This window comes from Maritimibacter alkaliphilus HTCC2654, from assembly GCF_000152805.1.
GTDB lineage: Bacteria > Pseudomonadota > Alphaproteobacteria > Rhodobacterales > Rhodobacteraceae > Maritimibacter > Maritimibacter alkaliphilus.
In genome coordinates this window covers 1-18072 of the sequence record NZ_AAMT01000013.1, presented here as the reverse complement: position 1 = coordinate 18072, position 18072 = coordinate 1, and the positions used below count along the sequence as shown (strand labels likewise).

Genomic DNA, 18072 nt, shown 5'->3' with positions numbered 1-18072 from the left:
TTAGTTCTCTCCCCGTTGTTCGTCGGCTTCTGTCCGCGCGGCCTGGACTTCGCGGATGCGGTCTGGCCAGGTGGACCGGATGAAGGCCAGGATGTTGTGAATTTGCTGGTCGGTCAGCACGTCTGCGAAACCGGGCATGCCACTGTCGAATTCGACGCCCTGACGCGCCAGAAGCGCCGCACCCCCCAGTTTTGTGTATTCGAAGAGCAGGCTGTCAGGATGATGCCAGGTGTGACCCGTCTCATCATGTGGTGGTGCTGGCAGGCGCCCATCCGCGCCGGGCGTTCGCCATTCCGGCTGGCCTTCCAGACCCGCGCCATGACAAGACGCACAGTTTTCTGCGTAGAGCAACGCGCCTTCTTCGATGTCGTAGCTCTCCGCCCTGGACGCGCTGCCGACATCCGAGGATGCACTGGTCGAGAGCCAATACGTGAAGGCGGCTGCTGCGACAGTGATCGGAAGGGACCAAACGAGATATCTCATGTGACCCGTATCCAGGTTGTCATGCCAGATGCGGCGTGGCTGAGCATGTGGCAATGGAACAGCCACTTGCCGGGATTGTCTGCCGTAAAGGCGATCTCCCGGGACTCGTTGCCGGCCAACAGGATCGTGTCCCGCATCGGCCCGAACGCGCCGTCGGGGCGCAGCTCGCGGAAATGCATCCCGTGCAGGTGCATCGCATGTGGGAAAACGGTCTGGTTCTCGATCTTCAGGCGCACCGGCTCGTTCAGGGATAGATCGGCCAGTGGCGTGTAGGTCATTTCGGCGACATCATTCAGGGCCCAGAATTTGCCCGCTTGGGCAAGCTGACGGAATCCAAGACGTTCCCCGCCAAGCAATGCGGACTGCATTCGCCCCATTGCCCCGCCGGACATGACCAGTCGCAAATCACGCGCATCGGCAAGGTCCGGGGCGTGTGCCGCGGGGTTCGGCGGCAACGGCAGTGGCTTGCCTCTTGGTACTGAACTGGCTGTGCCGTTGACCAGAAAACTCACCAACGGGGTCAGTTGATCATCATCGCCGATGCGAAGCAATTGGGCGGTGCCGCCTTCGTCTTCGGTCACATCCACAATTAAGTCGACGCGCTGTGCCGGGCCGAGGATCAACTCGCCGTCAACCGACTGGGGTTGGCCGGTTGGCATTCCATCCACGGCCACCGTCCAGCCACTGAATCCAGAGAGCCTCAGCGGGAAAATTCGAGCGCTTGCTGCGTTGATGATCCGCAAGCGAATGCGCTCGTTGCGCTGCGCGGGCAAGGTCAGGTCATAGCGCCCGTTGGTCGTGATAAAGTTGCCGGTACGTCCACCGTGGCTCATCATCATGGGCTGTTCGAAATTGTCGAACAGCTGCCCGCTCTCAGGGTCGAGCAACCAGTCCTCCAGAACGATGACTTCCTCGCGGTCGATGTCCGGTCCATCGACCTCTTCGACGATCAAGGCACCGCGCAGACCACGCGCGACTTGCTCGTATGAGCGATTATGCGCGTGATACCAATAGGTGCCCGCGTCCGGTACGACGAAGTCGTAGTCAAAGGTTCCACCCGGCGCTACGGCCTCTTGGGTCAGCCCTGAAACGCCATCCATCGCGTTGTCGATCCGGATTCCGTGCCAGTGAACCGAACTGGGATCGGGTACCTCGTTGCGAAACCTGCGACGCACCCGATCGCCTTGTGTGACCCTGATTTCCGGGGCCGGAACGAGGCCGTCATAGCCCCAGATCTCTGTTTCCGGGTAGGTGTCCGGAAGAAGCTGTCGACGTGCAACCTTGGCAATCAGGTCCTCGAACGGGGTCGCGGCAAAAGCCGACTGCGGGATGGCCGCCGCGCAGGCCGCCAGTGTTGCATGGCGCAAGAAATCCCGACGTGTTTGTCTCATTTCGATCCTCGAGAAAGCGGGGGCGTGTTGCCCCCGCGTGGTGTTAATTCGACGCGGGGTTCTCCGCCTCGACCGTGTCCTTGTTCAGCAGGAAAAGCGCCATCGCTTCGCGATCGGCAGGTGTCAGAAACCGAGTTCCCTCGCGAACCACTTCCGCCATGCTGCCGCCGAAAGCATCGCCCGAAGGGGTGATGCCGGTCTGGAGCGCATAAGCGAGGTTTGAAACCGTCCAGTCATTTTTGACCAGGTCTTTTGGCCGTATCGCGGGGGCCTTGCTGCCACCGGGAAGCTGGGCGTTGCCTGCAAAGGAAGCACCGATATCGCGGCCTCCCGCAAGATTGCGCGGCGTATGGCAGGCTCCGCAATGTGCCGCACCGCGCACCAATTCCCGTCCTCGATTCCATGCGTCGCTTCGCCCTTCAATCGGTTCGGTATCCGGATCGTAGAAGAACGCCGCTCGCCAGAGCTTCAGCCCCCATCGTTGGTCGAATGGGAAGCTGACATCATTTTCTGGTGCAGGCTCGTCCACGGGCGGCACGGTTTGAAACGCCGCCCAGAGGTCAGCGATATCCTGATCAGAAAAATCCGCATAGAAGGTGTACGGGAAAGACGGATAGTACGGCGTTCCATCGGGGCCGATGCCTTGCCGCACGGCTTTTGCGAACTGTTCTGCCGTCCATTCGCCCATGCCATGTTCCGGGTCTGTCGTCAGGTTGGGCGGGTAGAACGTTCCGAACGGGGTTTCGAGCGGCGCCCCTCCGGCAAGTGGTGCGCCGCCCGCTTCAAAATTGGTATGACAGGCAATGCACCCACTGGCGCGCGCCAGATATGCGCCCCGGTCGACATTGCCCTCTATTGCAATCGGAGTCACTGCACTGCCGACAGGCCATGCAATCACGACGCCGAGGCTGGCCGCGCCCAGCACGGCGGCCCCGCTGACGAGTGTCAAGAACCGGCGCATGGTCAGTCTTCTTCCGCCCGGAAGCGTTCATGGCATGCGGAACAGACCTGGGTCGTCATCGCGAATGCTGCGTCGGCGGGCATTTCGGCAATGGCGGCCGCATCCATCATGTCGCCTCGGCCCATCATCGTGCTCCCGCCCATCATGGTTGTATCGCCTCCCATCATTGACCCGCCGCCCATCATCGAGGCGCCATCCATGGAGGTATTGCCGCTCATGCCGCCCAATCCATTGTCGGCTGCGCGTTCCAGGCCCTCAGAGTATTCTTCCAGCTGACTTGCCAATGCCGCGAAGCGCTCCCAGTCGGTCCACACCTCGTCCTTGGCTTCCGAGGGCATGCCCCCTGTGCCCTCTGGGAACAGCTTTGTCATGCTCTCACCGGCGTGCTGCTGGAACAGGCGCGCGGCATCGCGCACTGTTTCTGCGTCATAGGCCGTTTCGCCCCGCATCATCGGGGCCACGGTCTTGACCGCCTTCCCCATTGCAAGCATGGCATCCATGCGCTCTTTCACGATGCCGGTGGCACCGCTATGCGCGAATGCCGTGACCGCAGTACCTGCAATCAACACTGCCGCTACGATAGTCGTCTTTTTCATGTCTTCGATCCTTCTTTGGGTCTGCTTTTCGAGCGATGTGAAATCAGACCCACCGTCGGGGCGGTGGAGGATCGCTGATCGGGCGCAATTCGGTTCGTTGGATCGCGCCGTCTTGCATGACGGCTTTCAGAAAAGAAGGCTCGTACGCCATGTTCGGCTGAAGCAATAACGCTGCCGGGACAGAACAATCGAGGCCTGGATGGCAGTGGCCAGAGGCCTCGGTCGATGGCCCTGCGTCTTCGTGACCATGGTATTCCTGCCCCAACGACGTTTCACCATGATATACCGGCGCCTCTGGCACCCCGAGTACTACAAGGAAAAGGCCGAAAACGGCCGACAGAATCCATCGGTTCGTCTTCGACCAACGCATCAGTTGATCCCGTTGGCCCGCTGCAATTCGCGGACATAGGCGGCCACCATCTTGACGTCTCCTTGGGTCAATCCCTCGATCTTAGGCATATTACCGAAATTCCAGTGATGTGCACGGACGCCGTTTTGAGCTGCCAGAACAAAAGCCATGTCCGAATGGTGGCTCGGTTCGTAGATCTTGTGCACGAGAGGCGGCGCAACACCGTTGCGACCGGCGGCATTTTCGCCGTGACACTCGGAACATTTTGCCTCGAATATGTTCTTCCCAAGCGCCGCCTGCTGCGAGAGTGCGTCAGGCAGCTGGACCTGGACGATCGGATCGCCTTCGGCAATCTCGCTTGTGTCAGGTGGCGTCATGGAGTGGCCAACCGCTAAATCTTCGGCTCCAACGAACTGCCAAACGGCAAAACCCCCGCCGATAACAAAAACGGCACCAATCAGCGCAGTTAATTTGTCCATGCCTGTATCTTCCGCCTTGCCCGTTGGGTCAGATGAGTTTGACTTGAGTGCCGACAGGCGCTCGCTCGTAGACTTCCTCGATCTGTTCGTTGAACAAACCGATGCAGCCGTTTGACGACCGGCGGCCGATCTTGCGCGTGTCCTGTGTCCCGTGAATACGGTAGTACTGCCACGACAGGTACAGTGCGCGAGTACCCAAGGGGTTGTCCGGATCACCCCCCTCGATACGTGCCGGCCATTCCGGATTGCGTTCCCGCATGGAGGGCGTCGGCGCCCAACTGGGGTTTTTGCGTTTTTCCACCACTTCAGTGTAACCGCGTTTGGTGAGTTCGTCGGTCAGCGGAACGGATGTCGGGTAAATCCGCATCTCGCCGTCCGCTGTCCAGTGCTGTAGCGCCATCGTCACGGTGTCTGAGATGATGATCCCTTTGCCGAGCGTGTCGAAATGGTCTTGCCAGTCATGAACTCGGAAAGAAGAAATGTTGCGGCGAATGGTTTCGGCTCGAACCACGCTTGGTGCAACCAAAGCGACAGCCGCATACCCCAACAGGCTTCGTCGATTGATCTTGTTGTTTCGCGATGTCGTCATGACACACTCCTAGCCTACGGTTTGTACATGTCTTTTACGGGAGACCCGGCATCAGGCAACCTGACAAGGCCGCGAGAAGTGTATCCATTTGTATCCTTGACCTTACCCTGCTGGAGGGTCGCAAATGACGCCAGGAACGAGACAAAGAGGGTGTCATGGACGACGAAAATCCCAAGAATAAGCCGATTACAGACAAGCTCATGCATTACGGAATGATGGCGTGTTGCATTGTGATGCTGTTGCCCGTGATCGGTTTTTTTCTCGCTGGCGGAACGCTTGCGGGTATGTGGGGCAATGCATCGGCTTTCGCCCCGCTCCTGTTGTGCGTTGGAGCGCATCTTGTGATGCATAGATTCATGGGGAAATCGTGCCGTTCCGACAAGGCAAACGATACTATCGAGGAAGCGCCCGAGCCCATAAGTTCCGTGATTCCTAGCGTCGCCCGCAACAGGCAGTGATGTGCGAGGGAAAGCAAAGGTATTCGTATTGCTGTTGATGGTTACATTACTTGGAGGTTGCGCGGGAAGCCTTGCAGACTGCCTAGATCTGAAGGCTATCGTGTCCACGAAGCAAGCGTCAGACCTTCTGCCGGATGGGTGTCGAACCCTTTCATCTTCTGCGACTGGCGTTGCGCGAATTGTCTGTGCGGACGGTCGTCAGGGTTTTGCCACAGGTGGACTTTGACGCAATTTCCGCCGTCCTGGCGAAATCTGCGGAAAATATGGGAAGGAAGCAGGTATCTTGATCGATTGCCTTTTGATCCTGCGACGGGTTTTGCTTATTCCCTTCGTGCTCCTGGCCGTTGTCTCTGGAAGTGTCGCGGCAGCAACCTCTGCTGAATACCAGAGCGCGCCACTCACCGCGCATCTCATTAGTGTACAGGACGGCGTTCCCGAGAACACACAGACTCTGTCAGCCGGGCTTCACCTTCAACTGAACGAAAACTGGAAGACCTATTGGCGGTCGGCGGGCGAGGTGGGAATACCGCCTTCGGTCGAATGGAGCGGTTCCGAAAACGTCGCAGATGTCGAATTCATGTGGCCCGCCCCGACGCGCTTCACCGCCTTCGGCATCGAAAATTTTGGTTATGCGGGTGAAGTCGTCTTTCCGCTGCGCATAACGCTCAAAGATCCCGGCGCACCTGTGACTCTTTCCGCGCAGGTCAAACTGCTGGTGTGCTCCAATGTCTGTGTCCCGGAAGAGTTTGACCTGTCACTTCGCCTCGGACGGGGCAACGTCATCGACAGCACTTCGGCTGGGCTGATCGGTACGTTTTCCGAGCGCGTCCCCGAAGGGGCCAAGACGAGCGGCGTCAGCGAGGCAAATGCCTTCATCGACGAAGACCTCACGGAGTTGATCGTCAGCCTTCGCGTCGATGAACCACTCCAGTCGCCGGATGTGTTTCCCGAACTGGGTATGGGTGTTGCGCTTGGCAAACCCGATATCCGTTTGGGAGAAGAGGATCGTTTGCTTTGGGCGCGCTTGCCGATCCTCTCGTCGAATACGGATGTGACAGTGGCTCCGTCGATTACCGTCACCGACGGCGAGAACCGGGCCTTCACGATCATCGCGGATCGCGTGGCGCAAGGAATAGCACCACCCTTTGAACTGGCCGCCACGACACCGGACATGATGGAACTGATCTGGATTGCCGCGATCGCGCTGCTGGGCGGATTGATCCTGAATGTGATGCCCTGCGTGCTGCCGGTGCTGTCCATCAAGGTGTCGTCTGTGCTCAAACACACCGATCACGACACAACCCGTGTCCGGTTCGGTTTCGTCGCTGCCAGCGCCGGCATCATGACGTTCATGTGGGGTCTGGCGCTCGTCCTCTGGGCGCTCCAGACGGCAGGCCTCAGCGTCGGGTGGGGTTTGCAGTTTCAAAGCCCGCTGTTTCTTGCGGCGATGATCGCTGTCCTGCTCGTCTTTTCGGCAAATCTGTTCGGAGCGTTCGAGTTCGCCCTTCCACACGGCATGCAGACGCGGCTTGCAGGGGCCGGAGGACGCAACGGGTATTCCGCCGACTTTTTCACTGGCATGTTCGGTGCCGTCATGGCGACGCCTTGTTCGGCACCGTTCCTCGGCACCGCGGTGGCCTTTGCTTTGGCCGGGCGTGGCGTGGACATCCTCATCGTCTTTACGAGCCTCGGGCTCGGCCTCGCCCTGCCCTATCTCGTCATCGCCGCGTTCCCGCGTCTGGTCGCATTCATGCCCAAGCCTGGTCGATGGATGCTGATCATCAAAAGCGTCATGGGGGTTTTGTTGCTTGCAACCGCCGTGTGGCTGTTCTGGGTGCTCGACGGTGTCGCCGGGCTTGCGTCTGTCATCGCGGTCGCGGCGTTGTCCGGTCTCGCCGTTCTGATACTATCTCTCCCGAATGTGCAGTCCCAATTCAGGTGGTCTATTGCCATAGCCAGCCTTGTCCTGACCATTGCCGCAGGTCCTCTCTTGCAGCAATCAGCACCTGCGCGTTCGACGCCGCAGTTGGCAATGGCTTGGATCGCATTTGATCGTTCGGAAATAGCGAAACGCGTGTCCGCAGGAGAGGTCGTTTTTGTCGATGTGACCGCTGACTGGTGTCTGACTTGCAAAGCGAACAAGACACTTATCATCGATCGGGAGCCAGTCCGGAGCGCGCTTGAAGCGCCTGGAGTCACGGCGATGCAGGCAGATTGGACACGCCCGGACACGCGCATTTCCCGCTACCTTGAGAGTTTCGGCAGATACGGCATCCCCTTCAATGCCGTCTACGGACCATCGGCACCGAACGGCATTGTGCTGTCCGAATTGCTAAAAACCGAGGACGTGATGAACGCCTTGGCGCAAGCCAGTGGTCGGGATGTTTCCGCAAAGGTTGCCGGACAGGAGTGACCTGCTCGACCGGGACACCGAGCAGTAGTCAGCCGCCGAGCCGCTCAAGCGCGGCACGGACCGCCGCACGCCGAGGATCACTGGCGGGCTGCTGCTCCAACAGCGCTTCAGCCTTGCGGTAGGCCTCAACGGCGCGATCGGGCTCCTGAAGGACGGTATAGGCATTTGCCAGCCGCATCCAACCATCCAGATCGTCCGGTTCATCCTCAAGACGCTCGGCCAGCCGCGAGACCATCGATCGGATGAACTCCGCGCGATCCGCGTCATTCATCTCCGACGCCGCCGCGACATCTGCGGCACTCGGGCCTGGTTGCGACGTCGGCCCGCTGGGTAGATTGACGACCGGAAGGTCAGCTGCCGCTGCAATCCGGTTGATCTGCGCTGCATAGGTCTCCATCCAGGGAACGTAAGCCTCTTCCTGATTCAGTCGTGAAACAAGCAGATCGTAGGCCTTACGCGTCTCTTCTTGCTGAAAGTAATACAGAGACTCGAAGTAGGTTGCCGCAGGATTGGATGGGTCAAGGTCCAAAGCGCGATCAATGGCCAATTTCGCCCGTGGAATAACAACGCCGTCATTGGCAACCGCGACAGCCTCTGCCAGCATGGAGAATGTCGCGGAGGTGGCATCCTCCCGTTCGGCAACGACTTCGAAGGCTTCGACGGCATCGGCTGCTCTGCCCATGCGCTGATAGGTCTGGCCCAACAGCATCCACCCTTCGCTAGGGCCGCCGGTCGGATCGGATACAAGCCTTTCGCGAAGTTGTATTGCCAGCGCCGTCACTTCATCAGTCTGTGCCCGCTCCTCTGCACGGGCAGCGAAGGCCATTGAAGGAACCTCCGGCGATCCCATCGTCAGATAGTAGCCCGCGGCAATAACCGGCGCGAGGACCGCCGCGACAACGAGAGTGACTCTGCCACCATTACGGGATGATCCGGCTTTTTCTTCCGAATTGCGGGTCGTCGCGAGGATCCGTTTCTTGATCTCGAGTCTGGCCGCTTGAGCTTCCTGTTCAGAAATCAAACCGCGGTCCATGTCTCGTTGGATTTCCCGCATCTGATCGGCGAGGATCGCCGGTACCGCATCCCCTCTGGTGAGAGTGTTCGATTTGGACAGCAGCAGTGGGTAGAGGACAATTCCGATTGCGACCAGCGTCAAAAGAACGAAAATACCCCAGATCATGACGCATCCCCCGCTTCGTTTTGCCTGAGAATTTCGGACACGGTGTTCTCATCCTCCGAGCCCAAGTCTTCAAATGCCTCTTGCTTTCGCCGACTCATCAGTAGCCCGCCACCAACGAAAACCCCGATCAGAACGAAAGCGATCGGAGCGAACCAAAGCGCGTAGGTCGCAGGCTCCAGAGGCGGTTTCAGCAGCACGTAATCCCCGTACCGCGCCCGTATGTATTCGATCACCTCCGCGTCGCTGTCTCCAACGACCAGGCGCTCGCGTACGAGCAGACGCAAGTCCCGCGCCACACCCGCGTTCGAACTGTCGATGTCCTGGTTCTGACAGACGACGCATCGTAGATCCTTGGAAATCTCCCGCGCACGCTGTTCCAATACCGGGTCGGTCAGCATTTCGTCTGGTTCGACCGCATTGGCGGCAAAGGGAAAGAGCCCGATGCAAAACGCGAAAATCAACTGTCTCATGATGCTGCTCCCTTTGGCAGTGCGCCTGCCTGCTTCAGGGCTTGCGTGAACCGTTCGACGGCGTCCGGACCCACGACCGGCCCGACATAGCGAAACAGAACAGTACCATCGCCATCGACGATGAAGGTTTCCGGCACGCCTGAAAGGCCCCATTCGATCCCTGTCCGGCCTGAAAGGTCGGACCCGATCCGTTCGTAGGGATTGCCGAGGTCATTGAGCCACTTCACGGCATCTTCTGGTTTGTCTTTGTAGTTGATGCCGAACAACCGCATGCCCTCGCGTTCGACAAAGCGTGTCAACACGGCATGTTCCGCGCGGCAGGGCACGCACCAGGACGCAAAGACATTGACCACGACCGGTCGTTCGTTGCCTACAAGATCGCTTCGGGCCAGGCCGGGTGTCTCCAACCCCGGCACGGGATCGAGGTCGAACGCCGGGGCCGGTTGCGAGATCAGGACGGAAGGGATCTCGTTGGGATCCCGGTCGGGATTGAGCCCCCAGAGAAAAAAAACCCCGAATATGACCGCCGCAATAAACGGCAGCCCGGCAATGAGACGTTTCATCTTCTCTCCTACTCGGCAGGAACAGCATCGCTGGCTGGCTGTTTGGCGCGGCGCGGCGCCCCGACCCTCAAACGGCGATCCGACAAGGACAAACAGCCACCGATCACCAGCAGGATCGAGCCGATCCAGATCAGGTTGACGAGCGGTTCATAGAGGATCCGAAGGGTCCATGCTCCGGCGTTGTTCACTTGATCGGAGGCTGGCGTTGCAATCGACGTATAGAGATCACCCGCCAATGTAGAGCGGATGGCCGACTCCGTCGTCTGGCTTTCCGCGACCGGGTAATACCGGCGTTCTGGGAAAAGCGTCGTGACCAGCTCGCCATCCCGACGGACCACAAGGGTGCCGCGATCCGCGATGTAGTTCGGCCCTTGAACCTGTGTGGCCCCTTCGAAGGTGATGTCGAACCCCGCGATCGTGACTTCGGTCCCGGGGGCGGCAAAGACGATCTCCTCACTCTTCCATCCGGTCGAGCCGATCATCCCCATCATCAACACAGCGACGCCGGCATGGGCGAGTGTCATACCGTGAGAGGCGCGTGGCAGATTGCGCGCGCGTCTCGCGCTCTCTGCAAGGGGAACCTCGAACAGGCGGATGCGTAGCGCCCATTCCCGTAGGGTTGCAAAAAGCAGCCACGCTGCGCCAAGGATGGCAAGATAGGCCATGATCGGCCCACCGTTCAGAAGATACCATGCGGCCAAAGCTGCGATGAACGCCAGAACGACCACGAACCGAATGCGATCGAGCAACCCGGCGATATCAGCCCGCTTCCACGACAGGAATGGACCAAGACCCATGAACACGACCAGCGCCAGCATCATCGGAATGAAAGCCGCATTGAAGAAAGGTGGACCCACCGAGATCTTGTCCCCCGTGATAGCCTCGAGGATCAGCGGATAAAGCGTCCCGAACAGGACCGTTCCCGTAGCGGCGGCCAGAATGAGGTTGTTCACGAGCAGCCCGGCCTCGCGGCTGATCGGGCGAAACAGACCACCCGGCTCCATTTCGGGCGCCCGCCAGGCGTAGAGCGCCAACGACCCACCGATGGACACGGCCAGCAGACCCAGAATGTAAAGCCCGCGCTCTGGATCGACGGCGAAGGCATGCACGGATGTAAGCAGGCCTGACCGGACGATGAACGTCCCGAGCAGCGAAAGCGAGAAAGTCAGGATGGCAAGTAGGATGGTCCAGCTTTTGAACGCGTCGCGCTTTTCGGTGACGATGGCGGAATGCAGCAGCGCCGTGCCCAGAAGCCAGGGCATGAAGCTCACGTTCTCGACCGGGTCCCAGAACCACCAGCCGCCCCAGCCCAGTTCATAATAGGCCCACCACGATCCAAGAGCGATACCTGCCGTAAGGCTGACCCACGCGGCCAATGTCCACGGGCGGACCCATCTGGCCCAGGCCGGATCGACGCGCCCTTCCAGAAGAGCCGCAACGGCAAAGGAAAACACGATGGAGAAGCCGACATACCCGAAATACAAGAGCGGCGGGTGCATGGCGAGACCCATGTCCTGAAGCAACGGGTTGAGGTCATTGCCGTCGAGCGGCGGCGGAAACACCCGCTCGAAGGGGTTCGACGTCAGCAGCAGGAAGGACAGGAAGCCGACGCTGATCCACGCCTGCACCGACAAGGTGCGCGCCTTGGTCTCGGCGGGGATGTTCGATCCGAACCAGGCGACGCCCGCGCCGAACACCGCGAGTATCAGGATCCAGAGCAGCAGCGAACCCTCATGGCTGCCCCAGGTCCCGGCCACCTTGTAGAGCATTGGCTTGAGCGAATGGGAGTTCTCGACGACGTTCCTGACGGTAAAATCGCTGACGATGAAAGCCTGCATCAGCGCTGCGAAGGCGATGGCCACAAACAGCACTTGTCCTATTGCCGTCGCCTGGGCGGATTTCATCCAGACGGCATTTCTACGCGACGCACCTGCAATCGGTAGAACACTCTGAACAAGCGCAAGCGCCAGTGCGAGGGCCAGTGCGAAGTGACCAATTTCCGGGACCATGGCGTTCTTTCCTATTCAGCGTCGGTGGGCGTCGCGTCGGACGGCTTTGGCGTCCGCGGCGGGGTCTATTCGTCGAGCGTTGCTTTGCGGCGACGGAACTCTTCTTCGTCGATTTCCCCATTTGCAAAGCGGCGCCTGAGCGCTTCCTGCGCGTCCGAGTCCGGGGGACGGGTGCCATTGTCCCGCAGCCTGAACACCAGAAACACCACCAATGCGATCAGCGCACCCCAGAAGGCGAGCATCATGAAGCCGCCCATAAAGCCATAGCCACTGCCCCACATGTGCCCCGTCCAGGAGCCTGGTCCATCAGCCTGCGCCATGCTGGCGGGCAAGCTGGCCAGCAACGGCAGGATCAACGCGTTCAGTTTCATCTGTTTCTCCTTCGATCAGTTCGGTTTCATCCAACGGGATGGTGACAACAGCGCGCAAACCCGCGCTGTTCTGATTGACCAGCTGGATATCGCCGCCATGGGATTGGACGATTGTCCTCGCGATTGAGAGCCCAAGCCCATAACCGCCCGTTTCCAGAGACCTCGATTGCTCGAGGCGATAGAACGGATCGAAGACCTTTTCCAACTGGTCGACGGGAATGCCGGGCCCATTGTCATCGATGTTGAGTACGAGGTTCGAACCGTGGGTCGCCCAGCTGACTTTTGCGGCACCACCGTAGCGAACGGCGTTCTCAAGCAAGTTCCTCAGTGCCCTTCGGAACGCGTTGGGTCGAAGCCGCACGGCAACATCATCACTCGGGGCAAAGGTGCAGTGTGCCGCCATATCGCTGCACAAGCTGTCCAGAAAATTGCGCAGATCGACTACTTCAGCACCTTCGGATCCGGTAAGGCCGCGTGCAAAGGTGAGCGTCGCTTCGACCATACTCTGCATCTCTTCGACCGATGCGATGAGGCTGTCCCGCGTCTCTTCTTCGTCAACCAGCTCCGCGCGGACACGCATGGCAGTCAACGGCGAGCGTAAATCGTGGCCAAGGGCTGCGAGCATACGTGTACGATCACTGACAAACCGGGTCAGCCGTCGTTGCATGCGGTTGAATGCGACGGTCAGATCTCTGACCTCGGTCGGCCCTGTGACCGCCAATTCGCCCACATCTTCGCCCCGGCCAAGATGGTCCGCGGCCTTCGACAGGTGCCGCAAAGGACGCGTCAGGCGCGTCATTACAAACCAGAAGATCGCCACCAGAAGCAGTCCGGCGGAAATCCCGAAGGTCAGCATCGAATAGAAAGGCCATTGGATCGGCGGTCGCTCGAACCGCGTTCCGACATTCAGCCAACGCGCTCCCTTGATGGCGATGGACAGGTTCATTTCAACCGCTGTCAACTCTCCGCGCATCATCGCGAGATGCATTTCTGTCATCTCGTCCGAGAGATTGGGAAGAGGCCGCAACTCGCCCTCGACCTCGTGCAATTCAACGCGAATATCCCGGCTGTAGCTGTCATCCATCAGGGCGCGTATGCGCGCTTCCACGATGCCGCCGTCCGAATGACCGGTGTGATCCACGATCGGAGCGTCCGACAGATCGAACCGGATCAGAGGCGAATTTGCCGCGCGAAGGATCGAGTCCTGCAGATCCAGCGAGGCCTCTTCGATCAACCGCGCGACATTCGCTGCGCGACCCGCGGCCTCGAATCCTAAAGCTGCACGGATCGCAAGGCTGCGCTCGTCGGCGAACAGGAACAGGCTGATCACCTGGGCCACGACAAGTGCCGCGACCACAAGCAGGATCAATTGGCCGCTCAGAGATCTCATCGCACGGCGCATCACGGCGCATCCTCGACATCGGCAGCCAGACAGTATCCGCCGTTCCGCACCGTTTTGATGACACTGGGCCTAAGTACATCCGGCTCGATTTTGCGGCGGAGACGGCTGATCTGATTGTCGATGGTGCGATCCATCGGGCCTGCCGTCCGACCAGCGGTCAGGTCAAGCAACTGGTCACGGCTGAGCACCATCCTCGCGCGTTCCAGCAGGACCGCCAGCAATTTGAACTCGGAGGTCGTCAATGGGGTCTCGGTGGTGGACTCGTCAATCAGCACCTGCCGGTCGGTATCCAGTATCCAGTGCGCAAAAGAGACTTTCCTCCCAGCGAGGCTTCCGGCCACAGGTTCGTCGCGGTTGCTTCTCCGAAGAACCGACTTGATGCGGGCGAGCAGTTCTCGTGGATTGAACGGCTTGGCGAGATAATCGTCCGCACCGATTTCCAGACCCACGATCCGATCCGTTTCCTCACCAAGCGCCGTCAGCATGATGATCGGAAGATCACCCTCTGGCGCAAGTCTGCGGCAAACCGACAAACCGTCCTCGCCCGGCATCATGACATCGAGCACGAGGAGGTCGAAGTGACCAGTGGCCAGCTTGGCATCCATCTCCACGGCATCCCTGGCGACGGTCGTGCGCATTCCGTTCTTCTCCAGGAAGCGCGCGACGCTTTCGCGTATCTGAGCGTGGTCGTCCACGATAAGGATATGAGGTGGCGGTCCCATGGCGTCCTTCCTAGATCATCGTTGCATTCTGTTTCATGGGCAGAATTGTAGCCGTTTGTATCAGGTCAGTCCCTTGCTACAGATGGATACAAATCTGTGCCTGCACCGTGTCGTGCTCCCGGGTAGCGTCGCGCGTATGTTATGTGACCTTTGGGATCGCAACCGATCAAAGGATGAGGTTTTCGAATATGGCTCTTGATTTGAACCGGCGCCGTTTCGTTCTGGGTGCTCATATGACGGTGCTGACCGTCGCGGCGTCACCGCTGTTGGCGCAGAGCCGATCTGTCTGGTCGGCAGAGAATGCCTTTGACGCGCTTCTATCGGATACGGCGCGGATCATCGATGTCAGAACGCACAAAGAGTGGCAAGAAACCGGCGTAGGTGCTGGTGTATGGCCGATAAGCATGCACGCGTCCGGTTTTCCGGACCGATTGTTCAGGGCCAAGGAACTGAGCGGTGATCGCACTGTTGGACTGATCTGCGCCACTGGCGGACGCTCCGCATCGCTGCTTCGAGCGTTGAGACAAGCTGGTTATTCGGGCTACGCCGATATCTCGGAAGGGATGTTGGGATCAGGCGAAGGGCCTGGCTGGATCGCATCGAACTTGCCGACCGTTCCGGTGGATGTCGCCCTGAACGGGTTGCCCCCCGCGTTGGCCTGACCAGTGAAGAATCAATTGGTCCCGTTGTGCTAAAAGCCTGATGTATGGTCAAATTGACCTGTTTGAACAGGAAGACGGGTTTGGGTGTATGACCGAGTTGATGGCTATGTTTGTCGGAATATGCGCGGCGATCGTGATGGGAATTGTCCATCATTATGCGTTGTCGGGCATTCTGAAGTTTTCCCCGCAGCGGTCGGATGGCTCCGGCTTTCGGATCATCCTGACGTTTTCCACGTTGCTGTTGCTGCATGTCTTGGAACTTGTGACGCTCGCCGTGTTCAACACGATGGTGGTGGCAAGCGTTCTGCCGCAATCGTTCAGCAACAGCCCTCCGATGTTTCAGGATGTTCTCTATGTTACGGGCATCTCGTTCTCGACCCTTGGCTATTCGTCCATAGAGGTGGTCGGGCCCTTTCGACTATTGCTGATGCTGCAATCGCTTTTGGGCTTCATGTTGCTGACCTGGTCAGCGACGTTTCTTTACTCAGCCTGCCAGCAAGTCTGGCAGAAGGCGAAAGATGACTGAAAATCGCCACGCGCGTCGGACATGAGCTTGGCGTCAGCGTCAAATACGTCCTGATATCGGTCCTTTGACCTCACCGTGGAACGGTTGAGTGAGCGCTGCGTTGCGCGCGTGGATGAATAGCCCTTGACCTTCCAGTTGCTGGAATCCCTAGGTACAAAGCCATGGCACAGATTTTCGAAAAGACAGGCGATCACGTATCGCACCATCGACACGGGGATATCTTGAAATCTCCCGTATGGGTTGGCGTGTTGCTTGTCGTTCTCACATTGCCGGCTCACCTTTTTTTGGATGAGCAAAGCTCGATAGCTCTTGCTTCGATCACGCTTGCTTTGATTGGCGGTGCCTATATCGGCTTTGGCGCTGCGGACGGCAGAGCGCGCGTGTTCTGGGCAGAGCTCGCGGTCGCCCTTTTGTTCGGCTTAGCAGCGTTCCTGGGGCTGATATGGCAGTGGGCCTTCCTCCCCTTGGGCTTGGCCCTTCACGCCCTTTGGGACATGTCACACCACAATTCTTATCGTCTCGCCCGGATTCCGAACTGGTATATTCCATTCTGCGTGGCCTTTGACCTTTTGGCAGCGACGTTCTTCGTTCTGCTCTATGCCGTGTTTTGATCCATGATGATGCGCATCCTTCTTATGGCGGTGTTCCTGATGGGAGTCGTCGCATTGGCCTTCCCGGACGTCCTTGGCGTTGACATTCGCCTGCCGGATCGCGCGGAAATTGACCGCTGGATCGAGGCGGCAGGTCTTGCCGGACCAATTGTCATCGTGGCGCTCATGACAATCGCTATTGTCGCAAGCCCCCTGCCCTCGGCGCCAATCGCACTCGCCGCCGGAGCGGCTTATGGACACACGTACGGGACGCTCTTCGTCGTTCTAGGTGCGGAACTCGGTGCGCTTGCCGCCTTTGGTCTGGCCCGCGGCTTGGGTCGTCCCTTCGTTGAGCGTCATCTCGGTCAGAAGATTAACGCAGGCCTGTTCGGGTCCCAGAACACTCTGACCTTCCTGGTCTTCGGCAGTCGCCTGCTGCCGTTTCTGTCCTTCGATATGATCAGTTACGCCGCAGGTCTGAGCAAGCTGCATCTTTGGAGGTTCGCGCTGGCCACGATGGCCGGGATTATTCCAGCGAGTTTCTTGCTCGCTCACATGGGCAGCCAGGCGATGAACGGCGATGCCCGCACTGCCACATGGACCGCACTTGCGCTGGGTGGCTTTACCGGCCTGTCGGTTCTCTTCGCCGCGACGCGAAAGACCGGTACGAAACGGAAGGAGAGCTGATATGGCCAGTCATTCCCACGCCGGGCATATGCCGAGTTCCGGCAAGGCCCTTGTGATTTCGGCCTGGCTCACCGGCGTCTACTTCGTGATTGAACTGGCCGTCGGGCTCTGGACTGGCTCGATTGCCGTCCTGTCGGATGCGTTTCACACCCTGTCGGCGGTTGGCGGCGTTCTGGTGGCCATCATCGCGCAGCGCATTGCGCGCCGCCCGGCGGATTCGGCGCGGAGTTTCGGCTGGTACCGCGCCGAGATCATCGGGGCACTGGTGAATGGCGGCTTTCTTCTCGGTATGGCGCTTCTGGTGATCTGGATGGGCGCGATGCGGCTCGGGAATCCGATTCACCTGGTGTCGCGTTGCCCTTTAATCGGCTCTGCCTCAATCTGTGTGGTGGAACGGTAGCATTCTCGCCCGCAACAATTCTGGACCGGCTCGGCCGTACATGGCGCGTTTGAGGGTCTTCAGGCGATTGATCTGACCTTCTGCTTGGCCGTTGCTCCAGGGCATCTCGATGGCGTTTTTGACGGCTTCGTAGTCCCGGTTCACTGTGCGGGCAAAGCGCACGATGGGCGCCAGGTCGGTTTCGATCGCGTCGTCGATCCATGCAGGGAGCGGGTCTGCCACGCGGCCGCGCAGGATACCATTGAACCGCATGGCGAGGCTGCGCATCGATACGAAGGCGGGAGAGCGGGTCTTGAGCGCATCGACTTTACGCGCCTGATCCGAGGTGAGCTTGCCGCGCGGTTTGATGCACAGCGCGGCCGCGATGACCGGGGAGATCGCGTGCCCCGTTTCCGGGTCCCGAACCGGCTCCAGGATCTTGTGTTCTACCTTGGGATCGCTCGCTTGCTGTTCGGCTCTGCGCCAACCCGCCAGCAGCCGCTGCAAATGCGACTGGCTCCCCTCGTAACCACGCTCTTGGATCAGACTGAAAAGGGCGCTGCCAGTTCGAATGCCCTCCTTCCAGCTTTGGCTCAGGAACTCTTCAAAATACCATGGCGAACTCGGCTTCAAAGCGGCCCGCCTGCGGTCCGGTGGTGTTTCGAACTGCAGCCATTTCGCGATGCTGCGACGCGGAAACCCTGTTCGCCGCCCGATCTCGCTGCAGGAAGTCCCTGATTTCGGAGCGCATGGATGGTGGTGAAAATCTCTTCCCGGGACGTCCTGTGCGCA

Annotated in this window: 20 protein-coding genes and 1 pseudogene; 7 read left to right on the top strand and 14 right to left on the bottom strand. The window is 59.4% G+C overall.

All coding sequences use genetic code 11. The features are described 5' to 3' along the window. From RB2654_RS00105 to RB2654_RS00080, 6 genes are all read right to left on the bottom strand, one after another. Positions 1-483 (bottom strand): c-type cytochrome, encoded by a 483-nt coding sequence (locus RB2654_RS00105; RefSeq protein ID WP_008327301.1) that lies wholly within the window; start codon positions 481-483, stop codon positions 1-3. After that, positions 480-1874 (bottom strand): multicopper oxidase family protein, encoded by a 1395-nt coding sequence (locus tag RB2654_RS00100; protein WP_007803406.1) that lies wholly within the window; start codon positions 1872-1874, stop codon positions 480-482. Before RB2654_RS00100 ends, RB2654_RS00105 begins: the two co-directional genes overlap by 4 nt. Before the next feature lie 43 nt (positions 1875-1917). Continuing rightward, complete coding sequence (locus RB2654_RS00095; protein WP_007803405.1) at positions 1918-2835, bottom strand: c-type cytochrome; 918 nt, start codon at positions 2833-2835, stop codon at positions 1918-1920. Between the two features lie 2 nt (positions 2836-2837). After that, positions 2838-3431 (bottom strand): c-type cytochrome, encoded by a 594-nt coding sequence (locus RB2654_RS00090; RefSeq protein ID WP_007803403.1) that lies wholly within the window; start codon positions 3429-3431, stop codon positions 2838-2840. Positions 3432-3800: 369 nt separating this feature from the next. Beyond that, positions 3801-4259 carry a c-type cytochrome gene (locus RB2654_RS00085; protein ID WP_007803401.1) on the bottom strand — a complete coding sequence of 153 codons (459 nt, stop codon included), beginning with the start codon at positions 4257-4259 and terminating at the stop codon, positions 3801-3803. A 28-nt stretch (positions 4260-4287) separates the two neighbouring features. After that, on the bottom strand, positions 4288-4848 hold the full coding sequence (locus tag RB2654_RS00080) for a L,D-transpeptidase (RefSeq protein ID WP_009807486.1): 561 nt from the start codon (positions 4846-4848) through the stop codon (positions 4288-4290). 155 nt (positions 4849-5003) lie between these two features. On the opposite strand from RB2654_RS00080, the gene RB2654_RS00075 reads away from it, so the two are divergent. Next, entirely contained in the window at positions 5004-5306 is a 303-nt protein-coding gene (locus tag RB2654_RS00075; protein WP_008327290.1) for a DUF2933 domain-containing protein, read from the top strand. 283 nt (positions 5307-5589) lie between these two features. Beyond that, positions 5590-7719: a protein-disulfide reductase DsbD family protein gene (locus RB2654_RS00070; RefSeq protein ID WP_040884127.1), complete on the top strand. Its 2130-nt coding sequence runs from the start codon at positions 5590-5592 to the stop codon at positions 7717-7719. A 28-nt stretch (positions 7720-7747) separates the two neighbouring features. Here RB2654_RS00070 and ccmI read toward each other — a convergent pair whose 3' ends face one another. The 7 genes from ccmI to RB2654_RS00035 all read right to left on the bottom strand — a co-directional run bounded on the left by ccmI (position 7748) and on the right by RB2654_RS00035 (position 14436). After that, entirely contained in the window at positions 7748-8899 is a 1152-nt protein-coding gene (gene ccmI / locus RB2654_RS00065; protein WP_008327282.1) for a c-type cytochrome biogenesis protein CcmI, read from the bottom strand. Further along, entirely contained in the window at positions 8896-9369 is a 474-nt protein-coding gene (locus RB2654_RS00060) for a cytochrome c-type biogenesis protein (protein WP_008327281.1), read from the bottom strand. Before RB2654_RS00060 ends, ccmI begins: the two co-directional genes overlap by 4 nt. After that, complete coding sequence (locus tag RB2654_RS00055) at positions 9366-9932, bottom strand: DsbE family thiol:disulfide interchange protein (protein ID WP_008327280.1); 567 nt, start codon at positions 9930-9932, stop codon at positions 9366-9368. Before RB2654_RS00055 ends, RB2654_RS00060 begins: the two co-directional genes overlap by 4 nt. Positions 9933-9940: 8 nt before the next feature. Continuing rightward, positions 9941-11941 carry a heme lyase CcmF/NrfE family subunit gene (locus RB2654_RS00050; protein WP_040884124.1) on the bottom strand — a complete coding sequence of 667 codons (2001 nt, stop codon included), beginning with the start codon at positions 11939-11941 and terminating at the stop codon, positions 9941-9943. A 65-nt stretch (positions 11942-12006) separates the two neighbouring features. Then, the gene (locus RB2654_RS23845; RefSeq protein WP_222481198.1) at positions 12007-12312 is read right to left on the bottom strand and encodes an SHOCT domain-containing protein; all 306 of its coding nucleotides are present in this window, start codon (positions 12310-12312) and stop codon (positions 12007-12009) included. Continuing rightward, the gene (locus RB2654_RS00040) at positions 12248-13714 is read right to left on the bottom strand and encodes an ATP-binding protein (protein ID WP_008327277.1); all 1467 of its coding nucleotides are present in this window, start codon (positions 13712-13714) and stop codon (positions 12248-12250) included. Before RB2654_RS00040 ends, RB2654_RS23845 begins: the two co-directional genes overlap by 65 nt. Further along, entirely contained in the window at positions 13714-14436 is a 723-nt protein-coding gene (locus tag RB2654_RS00035) for a response regulator (protein WP_007803380.1), read from the bottom strand. Before RB2654_RS00035 ends, RB2654_RS00040 begins: the two co-directional genes overlap by 1 nt. A 233-nt stretch (positions 14437-14669) precedes the next feature. Between RB2654_RS00035 and RB2654_RS00030 the strand changes: the two genes are divergently transcribed. From RB2654_RS00030 to RB2654_RS00010, 5 genes are all read left to right on the top strand, one after another. Then, on the top strand, positions 14670-15098 hold the full coding sequence (locus RB2654_RS00030; protein ID WP_083794021.1) for a rhodanese-like domain-containing protein: 429 nt from the start codon (positions 14670-14672) through the stop codon (positions 15096-15098). Positions 15099-15186: 88 nt separating this feature from the next. After that, entirely contained in the window at positions 15187-15624 is a 438-nt protein-coding gene (locus tag RB2654_RS00025) for an ion channel (RefSeq protein ID WP_222481193.1), read from the top strand. A 161-nt stretch (positions 15625-15785) separates the two neighbouring features. Continuing rightward, positions 15786-16235: a DUF6010 family protein gene (locus RB2654_RS00020; RefSeq protein WP_008327267.1), complete on the top strand. Its 450-nt coding sequence runs from the start codon at positions 15786-15788 to the stop codon at positions 16233-16235. A gap of 3 nt (positions 16236-16238) precedes the next feature. Beyond that, positions 16239-16901, top strand: coding sequence for a TVP38/TMEM64 family protein (locus RB2654_RS00015; RefSeq protein ID WP_008327266.1), 663 nt, complete (start codon positions 16239-16241; stop codon positions 16899-16901). 1 nt (position 16902) lies between these two features. Then, positions 16903-17301 carry a cation diffusion facilitator family transporter gene (locus RB2654_RS00010; protein ID WP_425463158.1) on the top strand — a complete coding sequence of 133 codons (399 nt, stop codon included), beginning with the start codon at positions 16903-16905 and terminating at the stop codon, positions 17299-17301. Here RB2654_RS00010 and RB2654_RS22705 read toward each other — a convergent pair. Next, positions 17278-18072: pseudogene (locus RB2654_RS22705) on the bottom strand (ISL3 family transposase); the annotation flags it as partial. The gene RB2654_RS00010 and the pseudogene RB2654_RS22705 overlap by 24 nt on opposite strands.